This is a genomic window from Reyranella sp. GW821-FHT14A01 (genome assembly GCF_058803965.1).
Window position 1 is genome coordinate 491,083 of the sequence record NZ_JBXAPM010000002.1, and the last position, 15,798, is coordinate 506,880.

A 15,798-nucleotide genomic window follows, 5' to 3' on the forward strand; every position below is an offset into this window, starting at 1 on the left:
CCAGGTGGCATCCGACAGTTGCTCCCAGTACCGCATGCCGATGGTGCAGGTGCTGCAGACGATGGAGCAGCCCATATCGCCGGGCGTGGTGCTCGGCGCCGCCCTGCTCGGGGCCGCGGTCGGAGCGGTAGCGGGCGGAGGGAGAGGCAGCGCCATTGCCGCTGGCGCGCTTGCCGGCGCCCTGACCGGGGCGGCCGCCTCCTACTACAGCAGCCGGGCCAAGGTCGCCAAAAGCCAGGCGGAACTCATCGCGGCGATCGACAATGACGCCTCCACCGACTCGCAGCGCTATTCCGCCGTGGGCAATTCCCTCGTCTCCCTGAGCGCGTGCCGGAACAAGCAGATCTCGGACCTGGCGATGAGTGTTCGCTCGGGCCAGATTTCGAAGGCCAACGCCGTGCAGATGCGCAATGAGATCCAGACGGCCGTCAAGCTGGACGGCGAGCTGATCGACAAGGTCGTCGGCGAAGTCAAAGGGCGCTCCGACATCTATGTCCAGGCACGCCTCGAGGCGCTGCGCAAATCCGGTGAGCGTAACCCGACGATTGCACCGAACAGCGGCACGCAGCTCAGCATGAGCGCCGCGACCTCGGTCGAGCAACAGGCGGAGTCGGCCAAGAAGTCGACCGAGACGAATCTCAAAGGGCTGGATGCCCTGCTGAGCTGATCGCCACCGAGAGCGGCGCCACCGACGGAAGCATCGCATGGCAAGATCGCGTCTGATTGGAACGACTGACCTGTCGGCGCTCTCGCCGGTTCTGGTCGATGGCGTCGCCATCCAGACGCGATACGAGAAACTCCGGGACTTCATCGAGCAGCGCGCACCCGGCCTGGCGTCGCTCTTTGCCGAACCCGTGTTGGGCGCCGCGACGCCGACCGGCTACAAGAGCGCCGCCTGGTATGGCGTGAGCGTCGAGGAACCGGTCTCCATCCAGGAATTGACGGGCATCGATCGCGATGTGGCCGTTTCGAAGCTGCGCGCAGACCTTGCGTCGCTGGCCGCTCTCCTGGACGAGGCGCCTTACGATGGTTGGCTGCGCGCGGCGATCGTCGTACCCAGCCTCGATTCCATCCGGGTGGCCGACGGGAACGTCAGCCTGATCAACTGGGGACTCGTTCCCGCCAACCTCCCTCAGACCGCCGAGGCGCTCGAACGGCAGTTCGTGTCCACTATCGGCGCCCTGGTGGGACTGGAGAGTTATCCGCAGGGTCGACCGGCGAGCGACGACACGGCGACCCAGGTGATGAGGGCGCATTCCGGCGATGAACCCGTCGCCCAGGTCGCCGCGGCCGATGCCCCCATCACCGGCGCCGGCGACGCCGTGCAGACGACCGAAGAGCCGTACCGTACGCAGGGCACGCTTCCGCCGCCTCTGTTTCCGCCGCAAGACGAGAGGAAGACGGAGAGTGCGCCGCCGTGGACGAGTCAGCGGACGGCCATAGCGGCCGGCGTCCTGCTGTTTCTCGCCGGCCTCGCCATCGGTCTGATGTGGGTTGGGTTCGGTCCTGCCAGTGCCCCGTCCTCAATCCTGCCTGCCGATCAGGCCAAGGTTGGCGAAGCGCTGCGGCAGGGCCTCGTCGACGAGCGCGATCGCCTGCAGACCATGCTGCGGGGCGATGTCTGCGTTCTACCGGCGGACCAGTTGCCCAGCCGGGTGCTGAACAGGCCCCCCAAGCCGGATCGCTCCGAAGTGCCGGTACCGGCGGATCCACCGCCGCCGCCGCGGGACATGGCGCAGTCGCCACCCGAACCGAAGTGCCAGGTGGATGAGAAGCCGGCCCAGGTGATGGTCGTGATGGATACGTCCAACAGCATGAACCTGCCCGCAGGCAATCGCCCCGACCTGGTGGAGATGGAGCGCCTGGCGAACATGGGGAATGTCGATGCCAGCCGGAAGTTCCAGACGTTGACGCGGCAGCCCGGCCGCAAGCGCATGGACGATGCGCGCGGCGCCGCACTGGAACTCATCGACGTCCTGTCCCCCAAGGCGGCGGTCGGCGTCGCCTCCTTCTTCCAGTCCTGCGGTGCGCGTGTCGACCTGTCGCCCACGACGGACAGGGCCGAGGCGCGGCGGATACTGGAGGGCCTGCGCGGCGCCGGGGCGACGCCGCTTGCCGCCTCGTTGCGCATGATGCGGGATGCCTTCGGCCCGAACGGAGATGACGGGGCCACGCGATCGGTCATCGTCATCACCGATGGCCGGGAAACCTGCAAGGGCGATCCCTGCGCGGAAGCGCGCGAGCTGGCGCAGATCTACAAGAACCTGAAGATCCACGTCATCGACGTCACCGGCACGTCGCAGATGCAATGCGTTGCCGATATCACCAAGGGGACCATCGCGCAGGCGGGGGATCTGGAAGAGCTCAAGGCTGCCGTCGCGCGGGCAGCCTCGGATGTCCGCCGCCAGATGAGTTGCGAGCCGACCGATACGGGACGTTCCGGCGACCCCGGCAAGGCCAACCCGACCGACACCGCGCAGCCGGCCTCTCCCGCCGGCACGCCGAAGCCCGGCGATCCTCTGCAGGCGACACCGTCACCTGCCGCCAAGGATCCGGATCGTTCCAACCTTACCCTCAACGACCAGCTGGAGCGTGCCAGCGCCCTGATCATCGCGCCGCAGCTTGGCTCGACGGGCTCGGGCTTCTTCATCGCTCCCGACATGCTGGTCACCAGCAGGCATGTCGTACAGGCGAAGGGCCGCACCGCCCGGGATGTCGTCGTGACGAGCAAGGCGCTGAGGCGGCCCTACAAGGGCGAGGTTGTCGCGACGTCGGACGAGTCCGCGATCGGCGGGCGGGACTATGCCGTGATTCGCCTGAACGAAGTGCCGAACCCGGCCCCCGTCGTCCTGCCGATCACGGGCTCCGTCGAGAAGAGAGGAACCGTGATCGCGGCGGGCTATCCCGGCTATCTGACGCAGAACGATCCGGCGATGCAGCGTCTGTCGGCGGGAGACCTGTCGGCCGCCCCGGATCTGGTGCTGAGCGAGGGCAAGGTGCAGGTGATGCACGAAAGTGCGTCCGGCGTGCCCATCGTCGTCCATTCCGCGGACATATCGCAGGGGAACAGCGGCGGGCCGCTCGTGGATGCCTGCGGCAGGATCGTCGCCATCAACACGTTCATCGGCGTGGATCCGCAGTCCGGTCGCCGGGGTCTCTTCTCGCTGGGGGGCAGCGACCTGCTTGCCTTCCTCCGGATGAAGGGTATCACCGCGCGATCGGCTTCAGCACCGTGCGATCCAGGTTGATCGTCAGGCCAGGAGTCAGGATCTGATGCGCCGCCTCAAGAGCTTTTCCCGAACTTCGCTCCGTTTCTCGAGTGTCAGCGGCCAGAGGGTGCTGAGCAGTCATCAGCAACTGCGAAGTCTTGTCCTGAAAAGACTGAAGCGCCGCGACATCGCCGATCTGTTCTCGATTCCGGAGGAGGATTCCGAGAAGCAGGAGTTCGTCTGGTACACCGACCTGCCGGGAAAGATCGTGTCGTTCGACGCGCTGGATCCCGAGTCGAGGTCCCGGCACGAAGCGGAGCTGAACGATCGGCTCTCGGCGCTGAAGGAACTCGCCAAGGCCATTCGCGCGGAGGCGGTTGCAGACCGGCGGTCGCTGGAAGCGGAGATCATCGACGCGGCGGCGAGCGTTCCCGACGACAGCTGCAAGTTCGTCGTGGGGGATCAGGTGGTTCTGGCGGCCTGGGGATCGAGCCTGGTCAGTACCGAGCGCCCGCCCGTCGACGTCGTCTGGACCGGGCAGGTTGCCGAGGCGGCGCCCGCGGAGAGCCCGGTCGAAAGCGCCGAGCCGCCGACACCGGCGCCGGTGTCAGCTGCCCCTGCAGCTCCGACTTCGCCGCCGCAGGCTCGCGAACGACGGCGCTTCTTCCTGGGCCTGCCCGGTATCCTGCTCTGGCTGGCCGGAATTCTGCTCGTCCTGCTGCTGGCGATCCTGCTGGCCCTGCTCCTCAGTCGTTTCGGTGGTTGGGACTTCAAGTGGGGATGGGACGTTCCGTGGTTTTCAAATGGGGAGCGGGCGATCGAGACGGCGAACGCCGCGAAGGAGAAAGAACTTCGTACTGAGATCGACGCCTTGAAGAAGCAACTCGAGGCGAAGCTGCAATCCTGCCCGGTGCCGGATCAGACCAGGCAGGGAGCGGCGCCGCAGGCGCCGGCCCCCGCGCCGACCCCAACCCCGACCCCAACCCCGCCGCAGACGCCGACATTGGCGATCCCAAGCGATGCCATCGAGCGCAAGGACGCATCGTTCCTGGCGGGATGCTGGAATGCTCCCGACGTTCCCGTGACCTTCGCGATCGGGACGCGTCAGGAGACGTCCGCCAATGCAGAAGCGATCCTGTGCTTCAAGCCGGACGGAAAGACCGGCCAGAGAACGATCCGCACGCCGACCGTCACGTGCGAAGGTCCTCTTGCGACCGAATTCCAGAACGGCAACGTGAGGATCCAGGCGCCGAGGATGACGTGTTCGAACAGGTCGACATTCTCCGAAGCCACCATCGTCTGCCGGCCCAGGGATTCACAGACGATCTGTGAAGCCACGCAGCCGGGCGGCGCGGGGCCGATCGAGATGACGTTCACCAAGCGCGACAGGCCATGACGGGCAGAAAGCGACGGATGGGAAAATCGGCATCGGTCCTTGCGCGATCTTGCGCGGTCGCACTGGTCGCTGCGTGTGCCGTGCTTGCCGTGGCGAATGCCAACGCCCAATCATCCTGGCGGGAAGACGTGGAAGGTTGGGCCATTCGCAAGGTCGAGGGGCAGAGAAGCTGCTCCGGGGAAGCCGTCTATCAGGATGGAATGCGGTTTCGCATCGGCCTGGTCGGCGCCGACCGTCGCATCGTGCTGATATTCGGCAAGCCGGCCTGGACGGACGTTCGGCAGGGCGCGACCTACAAGGTGAGGTTCGTGTTCGACGGCCACAGGACATGGACGGGCAATGCGACCGGGGCACAGATGGCCGGGGTACCGGCTTTGGTCATCGATCTCGTGAAGGATGACTTCTTCGCCGACTTCATGAACTTCAACAATCTGGCGATGTTCCACGAGAGCCGGTCGCTCGGTTCCTTCTCGCTCAAGGGCACGTCGGCGGCGCTGACGGAACTGCGCCGATGCCACGAGGCCGCAGCGGATATGGCAAATGCGGCACCTGCTCCCGTACCGAAGCTTTCGCTGGACGGGACGACGCCCGTTTCATGCATCGGGGCTCTCGGGCGAGATTCCGATCTCCAGACGGTCGAAAGGACATTCGGTGCGCCGAACGTTCAACGGCGCGTCGAGCGGGACATGGCCGCCGGTAGCGACGCTACCACGATCGTCTTCCCGGACGATCCGGCAAAGCGGATCGAGATCGTGTGGCGCAACGCAACGGCCATGCGGCGCCCTGCCTCCATCCATCTCGCGGACGGAAGCAGGGTGAAGATCGCAGGCATGTCCGGCTCGGCCGTCGGAATCGGCAGCACCCTGGCGGACGTGGAGAGCGCGAATGGCGTGCCGTTCAAAATATCGGCGTTCAATCCGATGGACGGCGGTCTGGTCACGCCGGTGGGCTGGCAAGGAGGAGTGCTGTCGCAGGTTACTGGCGGCTGCACCGTTTATATAAGGTTCAGGCCGGGAAGGGCGGACGCGGCGGAGATTGCCGAAGTCACCGGTACAACCGAACTGCAGTCGAATACCCCGGCTCTGCGGCGGGTTCAGCCGGTGGTTGCCAGCATGGAATTGTATTGGCCGCCCGACATAGGTGAGGAGCGTCTTAGAAGGCTACGCATGCTGCTTGAATAGGGATGCACTCAGCAAAAAATGGGCCTCGATCTGCGGACGCCCGTCCGGAGCGATGGGCGCGAAGGTCCGGCATGCCACCCCATGCCGGTTCCGTCTTCCGCAGGGTCCGCCCGTTCGGCAAACCGTCCTCGCGACTTATCGTTGTCAGCGCGAGCGCACGCCGATCATTTCGGCTCGGCGGTGCGAAGTTCCTCGGCACGCACGCAGGCGGCCGCCGCTTCCTTGTACTGCTTGAGGTCGAGATGGGCGCGCGCCAGGAATTCATAGTGCGAAGGCTTCCTGTATTCGGCCGTCGCGACCCTCGCGAGCAGCTTGCGCGCTTCATCTCGTTCCTTGCCGACGACCAACATGCGGGCTGCAAGGCATGTTGCCTCCAATTTGGCGGCACGGTCGGCCTTGATTCCCGCCATCCGTTCGTAGGTTCCCATCGTTTCGTCCCGATCGCCCCGGCTGAAAGATGCACGCATCTCACTGATCAGCTTCTTGCCGAGTTCGATCTGTTCCTCTTTCGTCACTGCATTATCCCCCTATTTTTCATCGGCGTTGCAAATATGCTTGGCTAGGCCAACCGGGCAGGTCCGACGCGCACCTGCCACATAGTTCAAAGCCGATTTGGTCGGCGCTGAACAAAAAAGAGGGTCTCTGTCGGACGATACCGAAAGAACGTGTAGCTCAAATCATGCCATCCTGCGCGTCCGCATCTCATGAAACTTTGGCGAAGCTCGACCGCCATTCAGTGCCATCTCGAGTCGATCGAATACTCACATCGACTGTGTGGCCGCCGCCGGGAAAGCGGCATCGATTCGGTCTGCAACTATCGGTATCGAGAATACACGACGGGTCATGCTCGAACCATATCCATCCCCTTCGCGAATCGACACCGCGAGTAGCACGCGAACTGAAGACCGTGGTGCGTGGTGTCTTCAAACTCGAACTAGCGCCTCAGCACGGCGAGGGCGAGCAAGGCAAAGAATGTGGCGGCGGCGGTGGCCAGGCCGGAGCCGATGGCCAGGGGCAGGCGTCGCTTGCGGTGCTTCTTGCGCAGCAGCGAGAGATGCTGTTGGAGCGTCATCCCGCCGGGAGGATAATTGAATCTGTCGGGTGGGTTGGCGATGTTGCGCGTGCCACACCACCATCCGGCCAGCGTTCCGCCGATACTCGCGAGCACGATAGTCGCAACGATCAATTCCATCCGCAGGCTCAAGCTCGGCGAGGAGGTTCATGAGGACACTCCAAGGACCTTATGTCCTCGGCTCCGGCGCGCCGGACAGTGACGCCCAATGGTGAACCTATTTTGAAAGCCGCCGCCCACAAAAAAGCGGCCCCCGAAGGGGCCGCTTTGTCTTTGTCGCGATGCAGGCCGAAGCGCAGGCGCGCCGCGCATCAGTTCGTGCAGGGAATGACCTGGCGCTGATCCGCGGTCGAGTAGGAGGCCGGACCGCAGGCGGGCTTGCCCGCGGCATCGACCTTCGGCGTCGGCGGCGTGCAGGGCAGCACGGTCTGGCGCTGCTCGGCGACCGAGTAGGTCGACACGCCGCAGCCCGGCTGGCCGTTTTCGGCCTTGGTCGTCGGCGGGGCGCAGGGGATCACCTGACGCTGGTCGGCAGATGAGTAGGAGGCGGGGCCGCAGGGCGTCTGCGCCGCCTGCTGGGCCGTGGCCGACGTCATCGACATCGCGGAAGCCGCAATCACGGCCAGCGCCGCGAGACTTCCCATGGCAAGGATACGCATCATCCAGTCTCCCATTGTTGTTCAGCCGAAATTGCTTTGACGGCTGAACGCTATCGGGGAGTCCGGGGGCGCTCTGTGAACCAGGTTACAGAGCGCGGAGAATCTTTGGCGGCGATCCAGGGGGTGGTCTAAGGCGCCTTGGCGGTCGAGGTCGAACGGTCCATCTGCACGTCGAACTCGCCACGGCTCGTGTTCACCGAGAACAGGATGGTGCGGCCGACGGCGTGACCCGAGATGGTGAAGGGACCGACCACGTTGCCGGTGCCGCGGATCGGCACCGGGCAGTTGAGGTCGCCGGAGCCGCCGACATCGCCCGCGAGCGAGACGGTCATCGAGAAGGGGCTGGGGCTGCAGCCCGGCACGTCGATCGTGCCGGCGCCCCGGCCGCCCGAGATCTGGACGTGGGCGGCGACCTTCTGCTGCGGGCCCTGCCGCCCGCCGGCATAGGCGCCGTCATAGGCATTGGTCGGTGCGGGCGGCGCGGCGATGGGAGAGGGCGGCACGGGAACGACGGTGCGCGCCTCCTCGGCCTGGCGGCGTTCGTCGTCCCAGCGCGCGAGAGCAGGGGCGGCGCTGGCGAGCAGCTGCGCGCGTTGCGCGGCGGTGAGGAAGCCGGTTGCCGGCACGCCGATCTTCTTCTGCCAGCCCGCGATCATGTCGCGCGAGCGCGGACCGAACATGCCGTCGGTGCCGCGCGTGTCGAACCCAAGCGACGTCAGCGCGACCTGCAGGCGCTGGCGATCGGACGTCGCGAGATGCAGCGCGCCCTCCACGGCTTCGGCATCGATCTTCAGCTTTGCCGCGGTTTCCATCCGCTCCTCGGCGCGCCGCCGGGCGTCGGCCTCCTCGTCGGCCTTCTGCCGCGCCGCCTGCGCCTCCACCAGCGCCTCGTCGGCCTGGCGCTTGTTTTCCGCCTCGACGGCGGCCTTCTGCAGCGCCTCGCGTTCGGCCTGGCGCAGCGAAGCCATCTCGACCTCGGCCAGGCGATGGGCCTCGTCCTCGATGGCGCGGCGCGCGGCCGTGTCGGTGAGCTGCTGCTGGCTGGCCGTCGCGGACTCGCGCCGGCTGCCGTCGATCTTCAGCCTGAGTTCGGCGAGCTCGGCTTCCGCCTTCTGCCGGTCGAGCCGCGCCTTCTCGAAGTCGGCCACGGCCTGGCGCAAGGCCTCGGCATCGGCTTCGGCCCGTCGCTGCGCTTCCTCCTCGAGGCGCTTCTTCTCGGCGGCGGCGGCATCGGCCGCGCGCCGCTCGGCCAGCAGCCGTTCCAGGTCCTCGGCCTTGAGCGTCTGAAGGTCGGCGAGGGTCGGCGGCGGACGCGGCGCGAAGACGAGCCAGGCCGCGGCGACGAAGGCGATACAACCCATCATGGCAGCGGCCCACAGGCCGATCCGCATCCGCCGGGCCGAGACCGGGGACGGTGCCATCGTGGGCCAGAGGACCGGCGCGATGCCGGGCACCGCGGGCCAGTCGGCAGCGTCCCACTGCACGGTGAAGGCGCGGATCGGCCGCTCGATATTCTTCAGCGCGAGCTCGCCCAGATCCGCGAAGCTTGCCTTGTGCCGGCCGGCCACGGCCTCCCATACATTTCGCGACACGACGATGCCGCCGGGCGCGGCCTGCTCCTGCAGGCGCGCGGCGACGTTCACGTCGTCGCCGTAGAGGTCGTCGTGCTCGACGATGACGTCGCCGATATGGATGCCGATGCGGAAGGCGATGGCCTCCTCGGCCGGCTGGCTGCGATTGGCGTCCGCCATGGCCTGCTGGAATTCGATGGCGGCGGCCAGCGCATCGACGGCACTGGCGAATTCGACCAGGCCGCCATCGCCGGTCAATCGCACCACGCGCCCGTCATGGCGCCGGGCAAAGGGCGCGAGGCGCCGCGTGAGATGCTCCAGCAGCCGGGCCACGGTACCGCTCTCGTCACGGGCGATCAGCCGGGACGATCCCACCACGTCTGCAAAGAGGATGGCCGCCAGCCGGCGACGTTGTCGGTTCACGGGAACATCCGCCCGTTTGCTCTTGGAAACTCTGGGGCTCCGGGTGACTCTAGGAGGCGCGACACTCCCTGGCTAGCCGCCGTCGATGATCCCGTGCAGCGCTCCGGGATCGAGGACGGTCAGGCGGTTGCGCCCCAATTCGACGATGCCGGCCTCGCGCCAGATCGCGAGCTGCCGGCTCACGATCTCGCGCGTGACGCCCAGCGTGCGGGCCAGCTCCTCCTGGGAGATGTGCAGGGTCGCGGCGGCCGCGTCCGCCTCGCCGGGGCGGCCGTAGCGATCCATCAGGACCACGAGCTGCTTGGCCAGGCGCGTGGCGACGCCGAGGAAGGCCGAGTCCTCGACCAGGTCCGTGGTGCGCCGCAGGCGGCTGCACAGCAGCGCGATGATGCGCATCGTGGCCTCGGGCCGCTGGACGAGGAACGGCTGGAACACCGCGCGATTGAGGAACAGCAGCTCCGAGGGCTCGCGCGCGATCGCCGTCGCCGTGCGCCCCTTGCCGTCGAGCAGGGCGATTTCGCCGAAGAACTCGCCGGGCCCGAACATGTTGAGGATCAGCTCCTTGCCTGCCGCCGATTCCACGGTGACGACGATGCGCCCGGCCAGCACGCCATAGAGCCCGTCGCCGGGATCGTCCTTGCGGAACACGACATGGCCGGCGGCCACGCGCCGCCGCGCCGCATGCGCCAGCAGCTCGCGGCTTTCACTCTCCGTGAGGGCGCCGAGGAACGGATGCAGGCGGAACAGGTCTTGCGGCGTCATCAGGGCAAAGGAATCACGGACGCGGGCCGCACGACGCGGCGCGCCCTGATTGCGATGTCCGCACGAATCGCCGGTTTCGTCCAGCGTCTGGCGCTCACCACCGGGACGCCGCTGCAGATCGACTGTCATGGTGACCCCACACCCGATCGCCGCTCCGGCGATCGATTTTCCATGCGACGGCGGGCGCGGACTGTCTGTGATCTACCGCACAGAGAGGCGGCCGTTGAGCGACCTTCTTCTCAGAGGTCCGTCGAGGTGTTTGCGGCAACCCTCCGGGGCTCCGGGCATTGCATACTGATTGAAGTTCGGAGGATGCCCATGAACTACGTTCTGCCCATCGCCGCCGCCCTCGTCGCCGTCTCGGTCGGTACGGCCTTCGCCAAGGATCGCCCCATCACCGATCAGGAGCGCCCGAAGCTCGAGGCGGCTCTGAAGGAAGCCGGTTGCAGCGGCGGCAAGATTGAGTTCGACGACGACAAGGCCACCGCCCATCCCAACGGCAAGTTCGAAGTCGACGATGCGACCTGCCAGGACGGCAAGAAGTACGATCTGACGTTCGATCCCAACTTCAAGGTCCTGACCAAGAAGCTCGACTAGGCCGATCCTGCGCCGGCGGGTGTCCGGCGCAATGCCGGACGCCGTCGCTAGGCCGCCTTCGCCCGCTGGCCGTGCACCGCGGAGCGGAGGGCGTTGCCCAGGATCTCCATGCCGCGGTCGATCTCGGCGTCGGTCGAGACCATCGGCGGCACCAGTCGCACGACGTTCATGCGGCCGTGGCTGCCGCGCGACTGCACCAGCAGTCCGTCCTGCTGGCATTGCGCGACGACGGCGCGGCAGAGGTCGCTCGCCGGGGCCTTGGTGCCGCGGTCCTCGACCAGCTCGATGCCGTACAGCACGCCGCGGCCGCGGATGTCGCCGATGGCCTCGATGTCCTTCGCCATGGCCTCGATCGCGCCCTGCATGCGCCGGCCGATCGTGGCGGCGCGCTCGACCAGGTTCTCCTCCTGGATGATGTCGATGCTCGCCACGCCGGCGGCGCAGGCGATCGGATCGCAGGCATGCGAGCGGGTCGCGAAATAGCCGTTGTCGACCGCCTGCTGGGCGATCGCGGAGGTCGTGCACACCGCGCTGACCGGCATGCCCGCGCCGAAATGCTTCGATACCGTCATGATGTCCGGGACGACGCCCTCCTCGTGGAGATGGCCCCACATCTTGCCGGTCTTGCCGAGGCCGGTCTGCGATTCGTCCATGATCACCAGCATGCCGCGGTCGTGCGCCATTTTGGTGAGTGCCTTCACATAGCCCGGAGGCGGCACGATGATGCCGCCGGCGCTCAGCACGGGTTCGAGGATCACCGCCGCCGGCTTGGCGGTGAAGTTCGCGTCCGCCATCTCGAAGCTGAGCTGCAGGCACTTCTCGACGAAGTCGTCGCCGCCGGCCAGCGGCGACCGGTAGGCGTAGGGTGTCAGGATCGACGAAGTGCCGGGGGCGGCAAGCCGGTGCTTGGCGCGACCCCAGCCGAAGGTCAGCGACCGCGTCACGAACGAGGTCGAGCCGTGCAGCGCCATGTCGAGCGCCAGCACGTCCACGCCGCCGGTCGCCTTGCGCGCGAGATCGATCGCCGCCTCGATCGCGTCGCTGCCGCTCACCAGGAACAGCGTCTTCTGCAGCGGCGGGGTCAGGATCTCGCCGAGCCTGCGATGGAGTTCGAGGCGGTCGACATTCAGGAACGTCTTGGTCGAATGGCTGATCGTCTCGAGGCTTCTTCTGACCGAGGCGACGTAGCGCGGGTGATTGTGGCCCAGGGCGGCGGCCATCTGGCCCGAGCCGAAGTCGAGGTAGCGCTTGCCGGTCGTGTCGATCACCTCGATGCCCTCGGCCCGCTCGATGATCGGGCGGTTCTCGAGACCCGCCATGTAGGCGCCCGCAGGCGTGGGGATCATCCACTGGTCCGAAATCGCCTTGGCCTGCTTCGCGTCCATGCTTTTCCTCCGACGATTGACTGGACAGGGACGGAAACTATGCGCGAGACTGTCAAAAGTAAATTGTAAACAATTGAGATTCGGCAAAATGGTTTCTGCGCGTAGTCTGGCGGCGGTGGGAGGGGAGACCGGCAACGTCGTGTCGTTGCCCGAAACGATCCCGTACTTCCTGGCCGATCGCATCAAGGCGGGGATCATCCGGTGGCGCTATCCGCCGGGCAGCTCGCTGCGCGAGATCGACCTCGCCGCGGAATACGGCGCAAGCCGTGGGCCGGTGCGCGAGGCATTGCGCATCCTTGAATTGCAGGGGCTTGTTCTTCACGCGCCGCGCCGCGGCTTCAAGGTCAAGCACTACACCGCCGACGACCTGCGTCATCTCTATCGCCTGCGTGCCCAGCTCGAAGCCGAAGTGATCGACGCGCTCTCGACCAAGCAGGTCGACGCTTTGTGCGACGGGCTCGACCGCATCAATGCCGTGATGCGCGATTCGGCGGCACGGAAAGACCTCGAAGGCTACTTTTCGAACAACATCGAGTTCCATCAGCTGATGATCGACAGCACCGAGAGTTCGGTGCTGCGCACGATCCTGCATCAGGTCAACGCCATGTCGCTGCCGGTGCGGTTCATCCTCCTGCGCGACGAGTTCTCGGGCCGCTCCGACTATAAGTACCATCGCGACATCACGCAGGCCGTGCGCGACCGCAACTTCAAGCTCGCCAAGAAGATGACGGTCGAGCACATCACCGTGAACATGGAGCGCGTCGTCGACGTCTATGCCGACGCGCTCGACCGGCACGGGGAGCGCTGACCATGCCGCTTCTTGCGAGCCTGCCGCCGTCGGGCACCCTGGCCGTTGGCGGCCAGGTACGGGCGCTTCGGGCGGCCGGGAAGACGATCTTCAACCTCTCGGGTGGCGCCCCCGATCCCGCACCGCCGGTCGGATTGATCCCACCGGCCATCACGCCGGGCGAGAACGCGCTGGGCGATCCGTGGGGCGAGCCGTTCCTGCGACAGGCCTTCGCCCGCCGCCTTGCGCATCGCCACGGCGTCGTCCGCGGCGAGCGCGAGATGGTGGCGACGATCGGCGCCAAGCAGGGCGTGTACTTCGCCGCGCTGGCCCTGCTCGAGCCGGGCGACGAGGTGATCGTGCTCGATCCCTGCTGGGTCACCTACGCGCCCTCGATCACGCTGGCGGGCGGCAAGGCCGTGCCGGTGGCGCTTGCCGGCCCGGACCATCGTCTCGACATCGAGGCCGTCGGCGCCGCCGTGACGCCCCGCACCCGGGCGATCCTGATCAATACGCCGCACAATCCGACCGGCCGCGTATTCACCGAGGCCGAGTTGTCGGCGCTGGCCGACCTGGTGCATCGGCGCGACCTGTGGCTGATCTGCGACGAGAGCTTCGATCTCTTCGTGTTCGATGCCGGCAGGCATCTCAGCCCCGGAGTATTCGATGCGATCCGCGACCGGACCATCCTGCTCTACAGCTTCTCCAAGGCGTTTGCCCTGCCGAGCTACCGCATCGGCATGCTGGTCGGCCCGGAGCCGATCTGCCGCCTGATCGCGACCTGCACGCAGCAGCTCATCTCGTCGGTCAGCCTCGTGTCGCAGAAGGTCGCCTGCGAGGCCATGGCCAAAGAGGACGAGTGGGCGCCGTTCCTGCGCAAGGCCTATCAGGAAAAGCGCGACGCCTGCCTCGCCGTCCTGCACCAGGACAGCCGCTTCGAGGCGTCGCCGCCGCAAGGCACCTTCTATCTCTTTCCCGGCATCGCGCGGTTCGGCATGTCCAGCGATGCCCTCACCGCGCATCTGCTCGAGAGCGCCGGAGTCGCGGTGACCTCGGGTTCGGTCTTCGGCGCGACGGGCGAGGGGCATGTCCGCATAAATCTCGTGGGTCCCTTGCCGGCCATCCTCGACGGGGCACGGGCTTTGCTCAGGGCATTGCCGTAATGGCCACGCTCCTCGAGATCGATCGCGTCGACAAATCCTTCGGCACGCTGCAGGTGCTGAAGGATGTGAGTCTGAGCGTTACGGCCGGCGAGGTCGTCAGCGTTTGCGGCGCGAGCGGTTCGGGCAAGAGCACGCTGCTGCGATGCATCAACGGCCTCGAGCCGATCGATGGGGGCAGCATCCGTTTCGAGGGCGCGGACGTGCCGAGGAGCCGCTCCGGGTTGCGCGAACTTCGGCGCCACATCGGCATGGTCTTCCAGTCGTTCAATCTCTTCCCCCATCTCACGGCATTGCAGAACGTCTCGCTCGGCCCGCGAAAGATCCTGGGAAAGAGCCGGGCGGAGGCCCACGACATCGCGTCCCGGCTGCTCGACCGCGTCGGCCTCGCCGACAAGGCCCAGGCCTTTCCCGATTTCCTCTCCGGCGGCCAGCAGCAGCGCGTGGCGATCGCCCGTGCCCTCGCCATGCAGCCGTCGCTGATGCTGTTCGACGAGCCGACCTCGGCGCTCGATCCCGAGATGGTGACGGAAGTGCTCGACGTGATGCGCGGCCTCGCCGACCAGGGGATGACCATGGTGATCGTGAGCCACGAGATGAATTTTGCGCGCGAGGCCGCGGACCGCGTGGCGTTCATGCATGCCGGCGCAATCGTCGAGGTCGCAACACCGGAAGAGTTCTTCCGGGCGCCGCGCAGCGAGGAAGCGCGCCGCTTCGTGCGGACGGTGCTGGGACAGCGAATAACGGTCGAAGGAGTGTGAGATGAATCGACGGCAGTTGATGGCGGGAATGGGACTCGTTCTGCTCGCCGGCCCGGCGCTCGCGCAGGCACCGGCCAATACGCTCGACGAGGTCAAGAAGCGCGGCGTCCTGCGGGTCGGCGTTCGGCAGGACGTGCCGGGCTTCGGCACCGTCGACGACAAGGGCGAAATCATCGGCTTCGACATCGACGTCGCCAAGGAGATCGGCAATCGCCTCGGGGTGAAGGTCGAGCTGGTGCCGGTGACGGCGGCCACGCGCATCCCGCTGCTGCAGCAGGGCCGCATCGACATGATCGCCGCGACCCTCACGCACTATCGCGAGCGCGACAAGGTCGTCGATTTCACGATCGGCTACTTCTGGACCGGGCAGAAGCTCATGGTGAAGAAGGGCAGCGGGATCCAGTCCGCGGCCGACCTCGCCGGCAAGCGCGTCGGCACCACGGCGGGGGCGCTGGCGCTGAAGAACCTGGCGGCGGCCCAGCCCAAGGCCGTGGGCCAGACCTTCGAAGGCTATCCCGAAGCCTTCCTCGCCATGCAGCGCGGCCTGATCGACGCCGTCGTCGCCGACATCATCATCCTGGCCGGCCTGCGCGCCAACGCGCCCAAGCCCGACGACTACGTGATCGTGGGCGACTCGCTCGGCGGTGGCGACTATGCGATCGGCGTGCGCGAGAACGATTCCAAGTGGCGCGACGCGCTGAACTTCGCCCTTCAGGACATGTGGAAGGACGGCACCTGGGACAAGATCTACGACAAGTGGATCGGACCCGGCACCAAGCTCAATCTCAAGAAGGACGAGATCGGCTTCAAGATGGAAGTCTGGGACTGACCGGGG

General features: G+C 66.7%; 15 protein-coding genes. 9 read left to right on the top strand and 6 right to left on the bottom strand.

Features of this window, described 5'->3' with window-relative positions:
* The first annotated feature begins 34 nt into the window (after nt 1-34).
* The 4 genes from AC1ROX_RS06135 to AC1ROX_RS06150 are packed head-to-tail and all read left to right on the top strand — an operon-like array spanning nt 35 to nt 5,786.
* Complete coding sequence (locus AC1ROX_RS06135) at nt 35-667, top strand: hypothetical protein (RefSeq protein WP_493123443.1); 633 nt, start codon at nt 35-37, stop codon at nt 665-667.
* A gap of 37 nt (nt 668-704) precedes the next feature.
* The gene (locus AC1ROX_RS06140) at nt 705-3,248 is read left to right on the top strand and encodes a trypsin-like peptidase domain-containing protein (protein WP_493123445.1); all 2,544 of its coding nucleotides are present in this window, start codon (nt 705-707) and stop codon (nt 3,246-3,248) included.
* Nucleotides 3,249-3,273: 25 nt separating this feature from the next.
* Complete coding sequence (locus AC1ROX_RS06145; RefSeq protein WP_493123447.1) at nt 3,274-4,605, top strand: hypothetical protein; 1,332 nt, start codon at nt 3,274-3,276, stop codon at nt 4,603-4,605.
* Nucleotides 4,602-5,786 (top strand): hypothetical protein, encoded by a 1,185-nt coding sequence (locus tag AC1ROX_RS06150; RefSeq protein WP_493123449.1) that lies wholly within the window; start codon nt 4,602-4,604, stop codon nt 5,784-5,786. Before AC1ROX_RS06145 ends, AC1ROX_RS06150 begins: the two co-directional genes overlap by 4 nt.
* 164 nt (nt 5,787-5,950) lie before the next feature.
* On the opposite strand, the gene AC1ROX_RS06155 is transcribed toward AC1ROX_RS06150, so the two are convergent.
* From AC1ROX_RS06155 to AC1ROX_RS06175, 5 genes are all read right to left on the bottom strand, one after another.
* Entirely contained in the window at nt 5,951-6,301 is a 351-nt protein-coding gene (locus AC1ROX_RS06155; RefSeq protein WP_493123451.1) for a hypothetical protein, read from the bottom strand.
* A 419-nt stretch (nt 6,302-6,720) separates the two neighbouring features.
* A complete protein-coding gene (locus AC1ROX_RS06160; protein WP_493123453.1) occupies nt 6,721-6,978 on the bottom strand; it encodes a hypothetical protein in 258 nt (85 codons plus the stop codon).
* 191 nt (nt 6,979-7,169) lie between these two features.
* Entirely contained in the window at nt 7,170-7,520 is a 351-nt protein-coding gene (locus AC1ROX_RS06165) for a hypothetical protein (RefSeq protein ID WP_493123455.1), read from the bottom strand.
* A 125-nt stretch (nt 7,521-7,645) separates the two neighbouring features.
* On the bottom strand, nt 7,646-9,511 hold the full coding sequence (locus AC1ROX_RS06170; protein ID WP_493123457.1) for an adenylate/guanylate cyclase domain-containing protein: 1,866 nt from the start codon (nt 9,509-9,511) through the stop codon (nt 7,646-7,648).
* Between the two features lie 72 nt (nt 9,512-9,583).
* Entirely contained in the window at nt 9,584-10,402 is an 819-nt protein-coding gene (locus AC1ROX_RS06175; protein WP_493123459.1) for a Crp/Fnr family transcriptional regulator, read from the bottom strand.
* 189 nt (nt 10,403-10,591) lie between these two features.
* Between AC1ROX_RS06175 and AC1ROX_RS06180 the strand changes: the two genes are divergently transcribed.
* Nucleotides 10,592-10,870 carry a PepSY domain-containing protein gene (locus AC1ROX_RS06180; protein WP_493123461.1) on the top strand — a complete coding sequence of 93 codons (279 nt, stop codon included), beginning with the start codon at nt 10,592-10,594 and terminating at the stop codon, nt 10,868-10,870.
* Nucleotides 10,871-10,917: 47 nt separating this feature from the next.
* Here AC1ROX_RS06180 and AC1ROX_RS06185 read toward each other — a convergent pair whose 3' ends face one another.
* Nucleotides 10,918-12,255 (bottom strand): aspartate aminotransferase family protein, encoded by a 1,338-nt coding sequence (locus AC1ROX_RS06185; protein WP_493123463.1) that lies wholly within the window; start codon nt 12,253-12,255, stop codon nt 10,918-10,920.
* 139 nt (nt 12,256-12,394) lie between these two features.
* Between AC1ROX_RS06185 and AC1ROX_RS06190 the strand changes: the two genes are divergently transcribed.
* Genes AC1ROX_RS06190 through AC1ROX_RS06205 form a run of 4 tightly spaced genes read left to right on the top strand, consistent with a single transcriptional unit; the run spans nt 12,395 to nt 15,792 of the window.
* On the top strand, nt 12,395-13,063 hold the full coding sequence (locus AC1ROX_RS06190; protein ID WP_493123465.1) for a GntR family transcriptional regulator: 669 nt from the start codon (nt 12,395-12,397) through the stop codon (nt 13,061-13,063).
* A 2-nt stretch (nt 13,064-13,065) separates the two neighbouring features.
* Nucleotides 13,066-14,205 carry a pyridoxal phosphate-dependent aminotransferase gene (locus tag AC1ROX_RS06195; protein ID WP_493123467.1) on the top strand — a complete coding sequence of 380 codons (1,140 nt, stop codon included), beginning with the start codon at nt 13,066-13,068 and terminating at the stop codon, nt 14,203-14,205.
* Nucleotides 14,205-14,963, top strand: a complete 759-nt coding sequence (locus AC1ROX_RS06200) for an amino acid ABC transporter ATP-binding protein (RefSeq protein WP_493123469.1) — start codon at nt 14,205-14,207, stop codon at nt 14,961-14,963. Before AC1ROX_RS06195 ends, AC1ROX_RS06200 begins: the two co-directional genes overlap by 1 nt.
* A gap of 1 nt (nt 14,964) precedes the next feature.
* Nucleotides 14,965-15,792 (top strand): ABC transporter substrate-binding protein, encoded by an 828-nt coding sequence (locus AC1ROX_RS06205; protein ID WP_493123471.1) that lies wholly within the window; start codon nt 14,965-14,967, stop codon nt 15,790-15,792.
* Nucleotides 15,793-15,798: the final 6 nt, after the last annotated feature.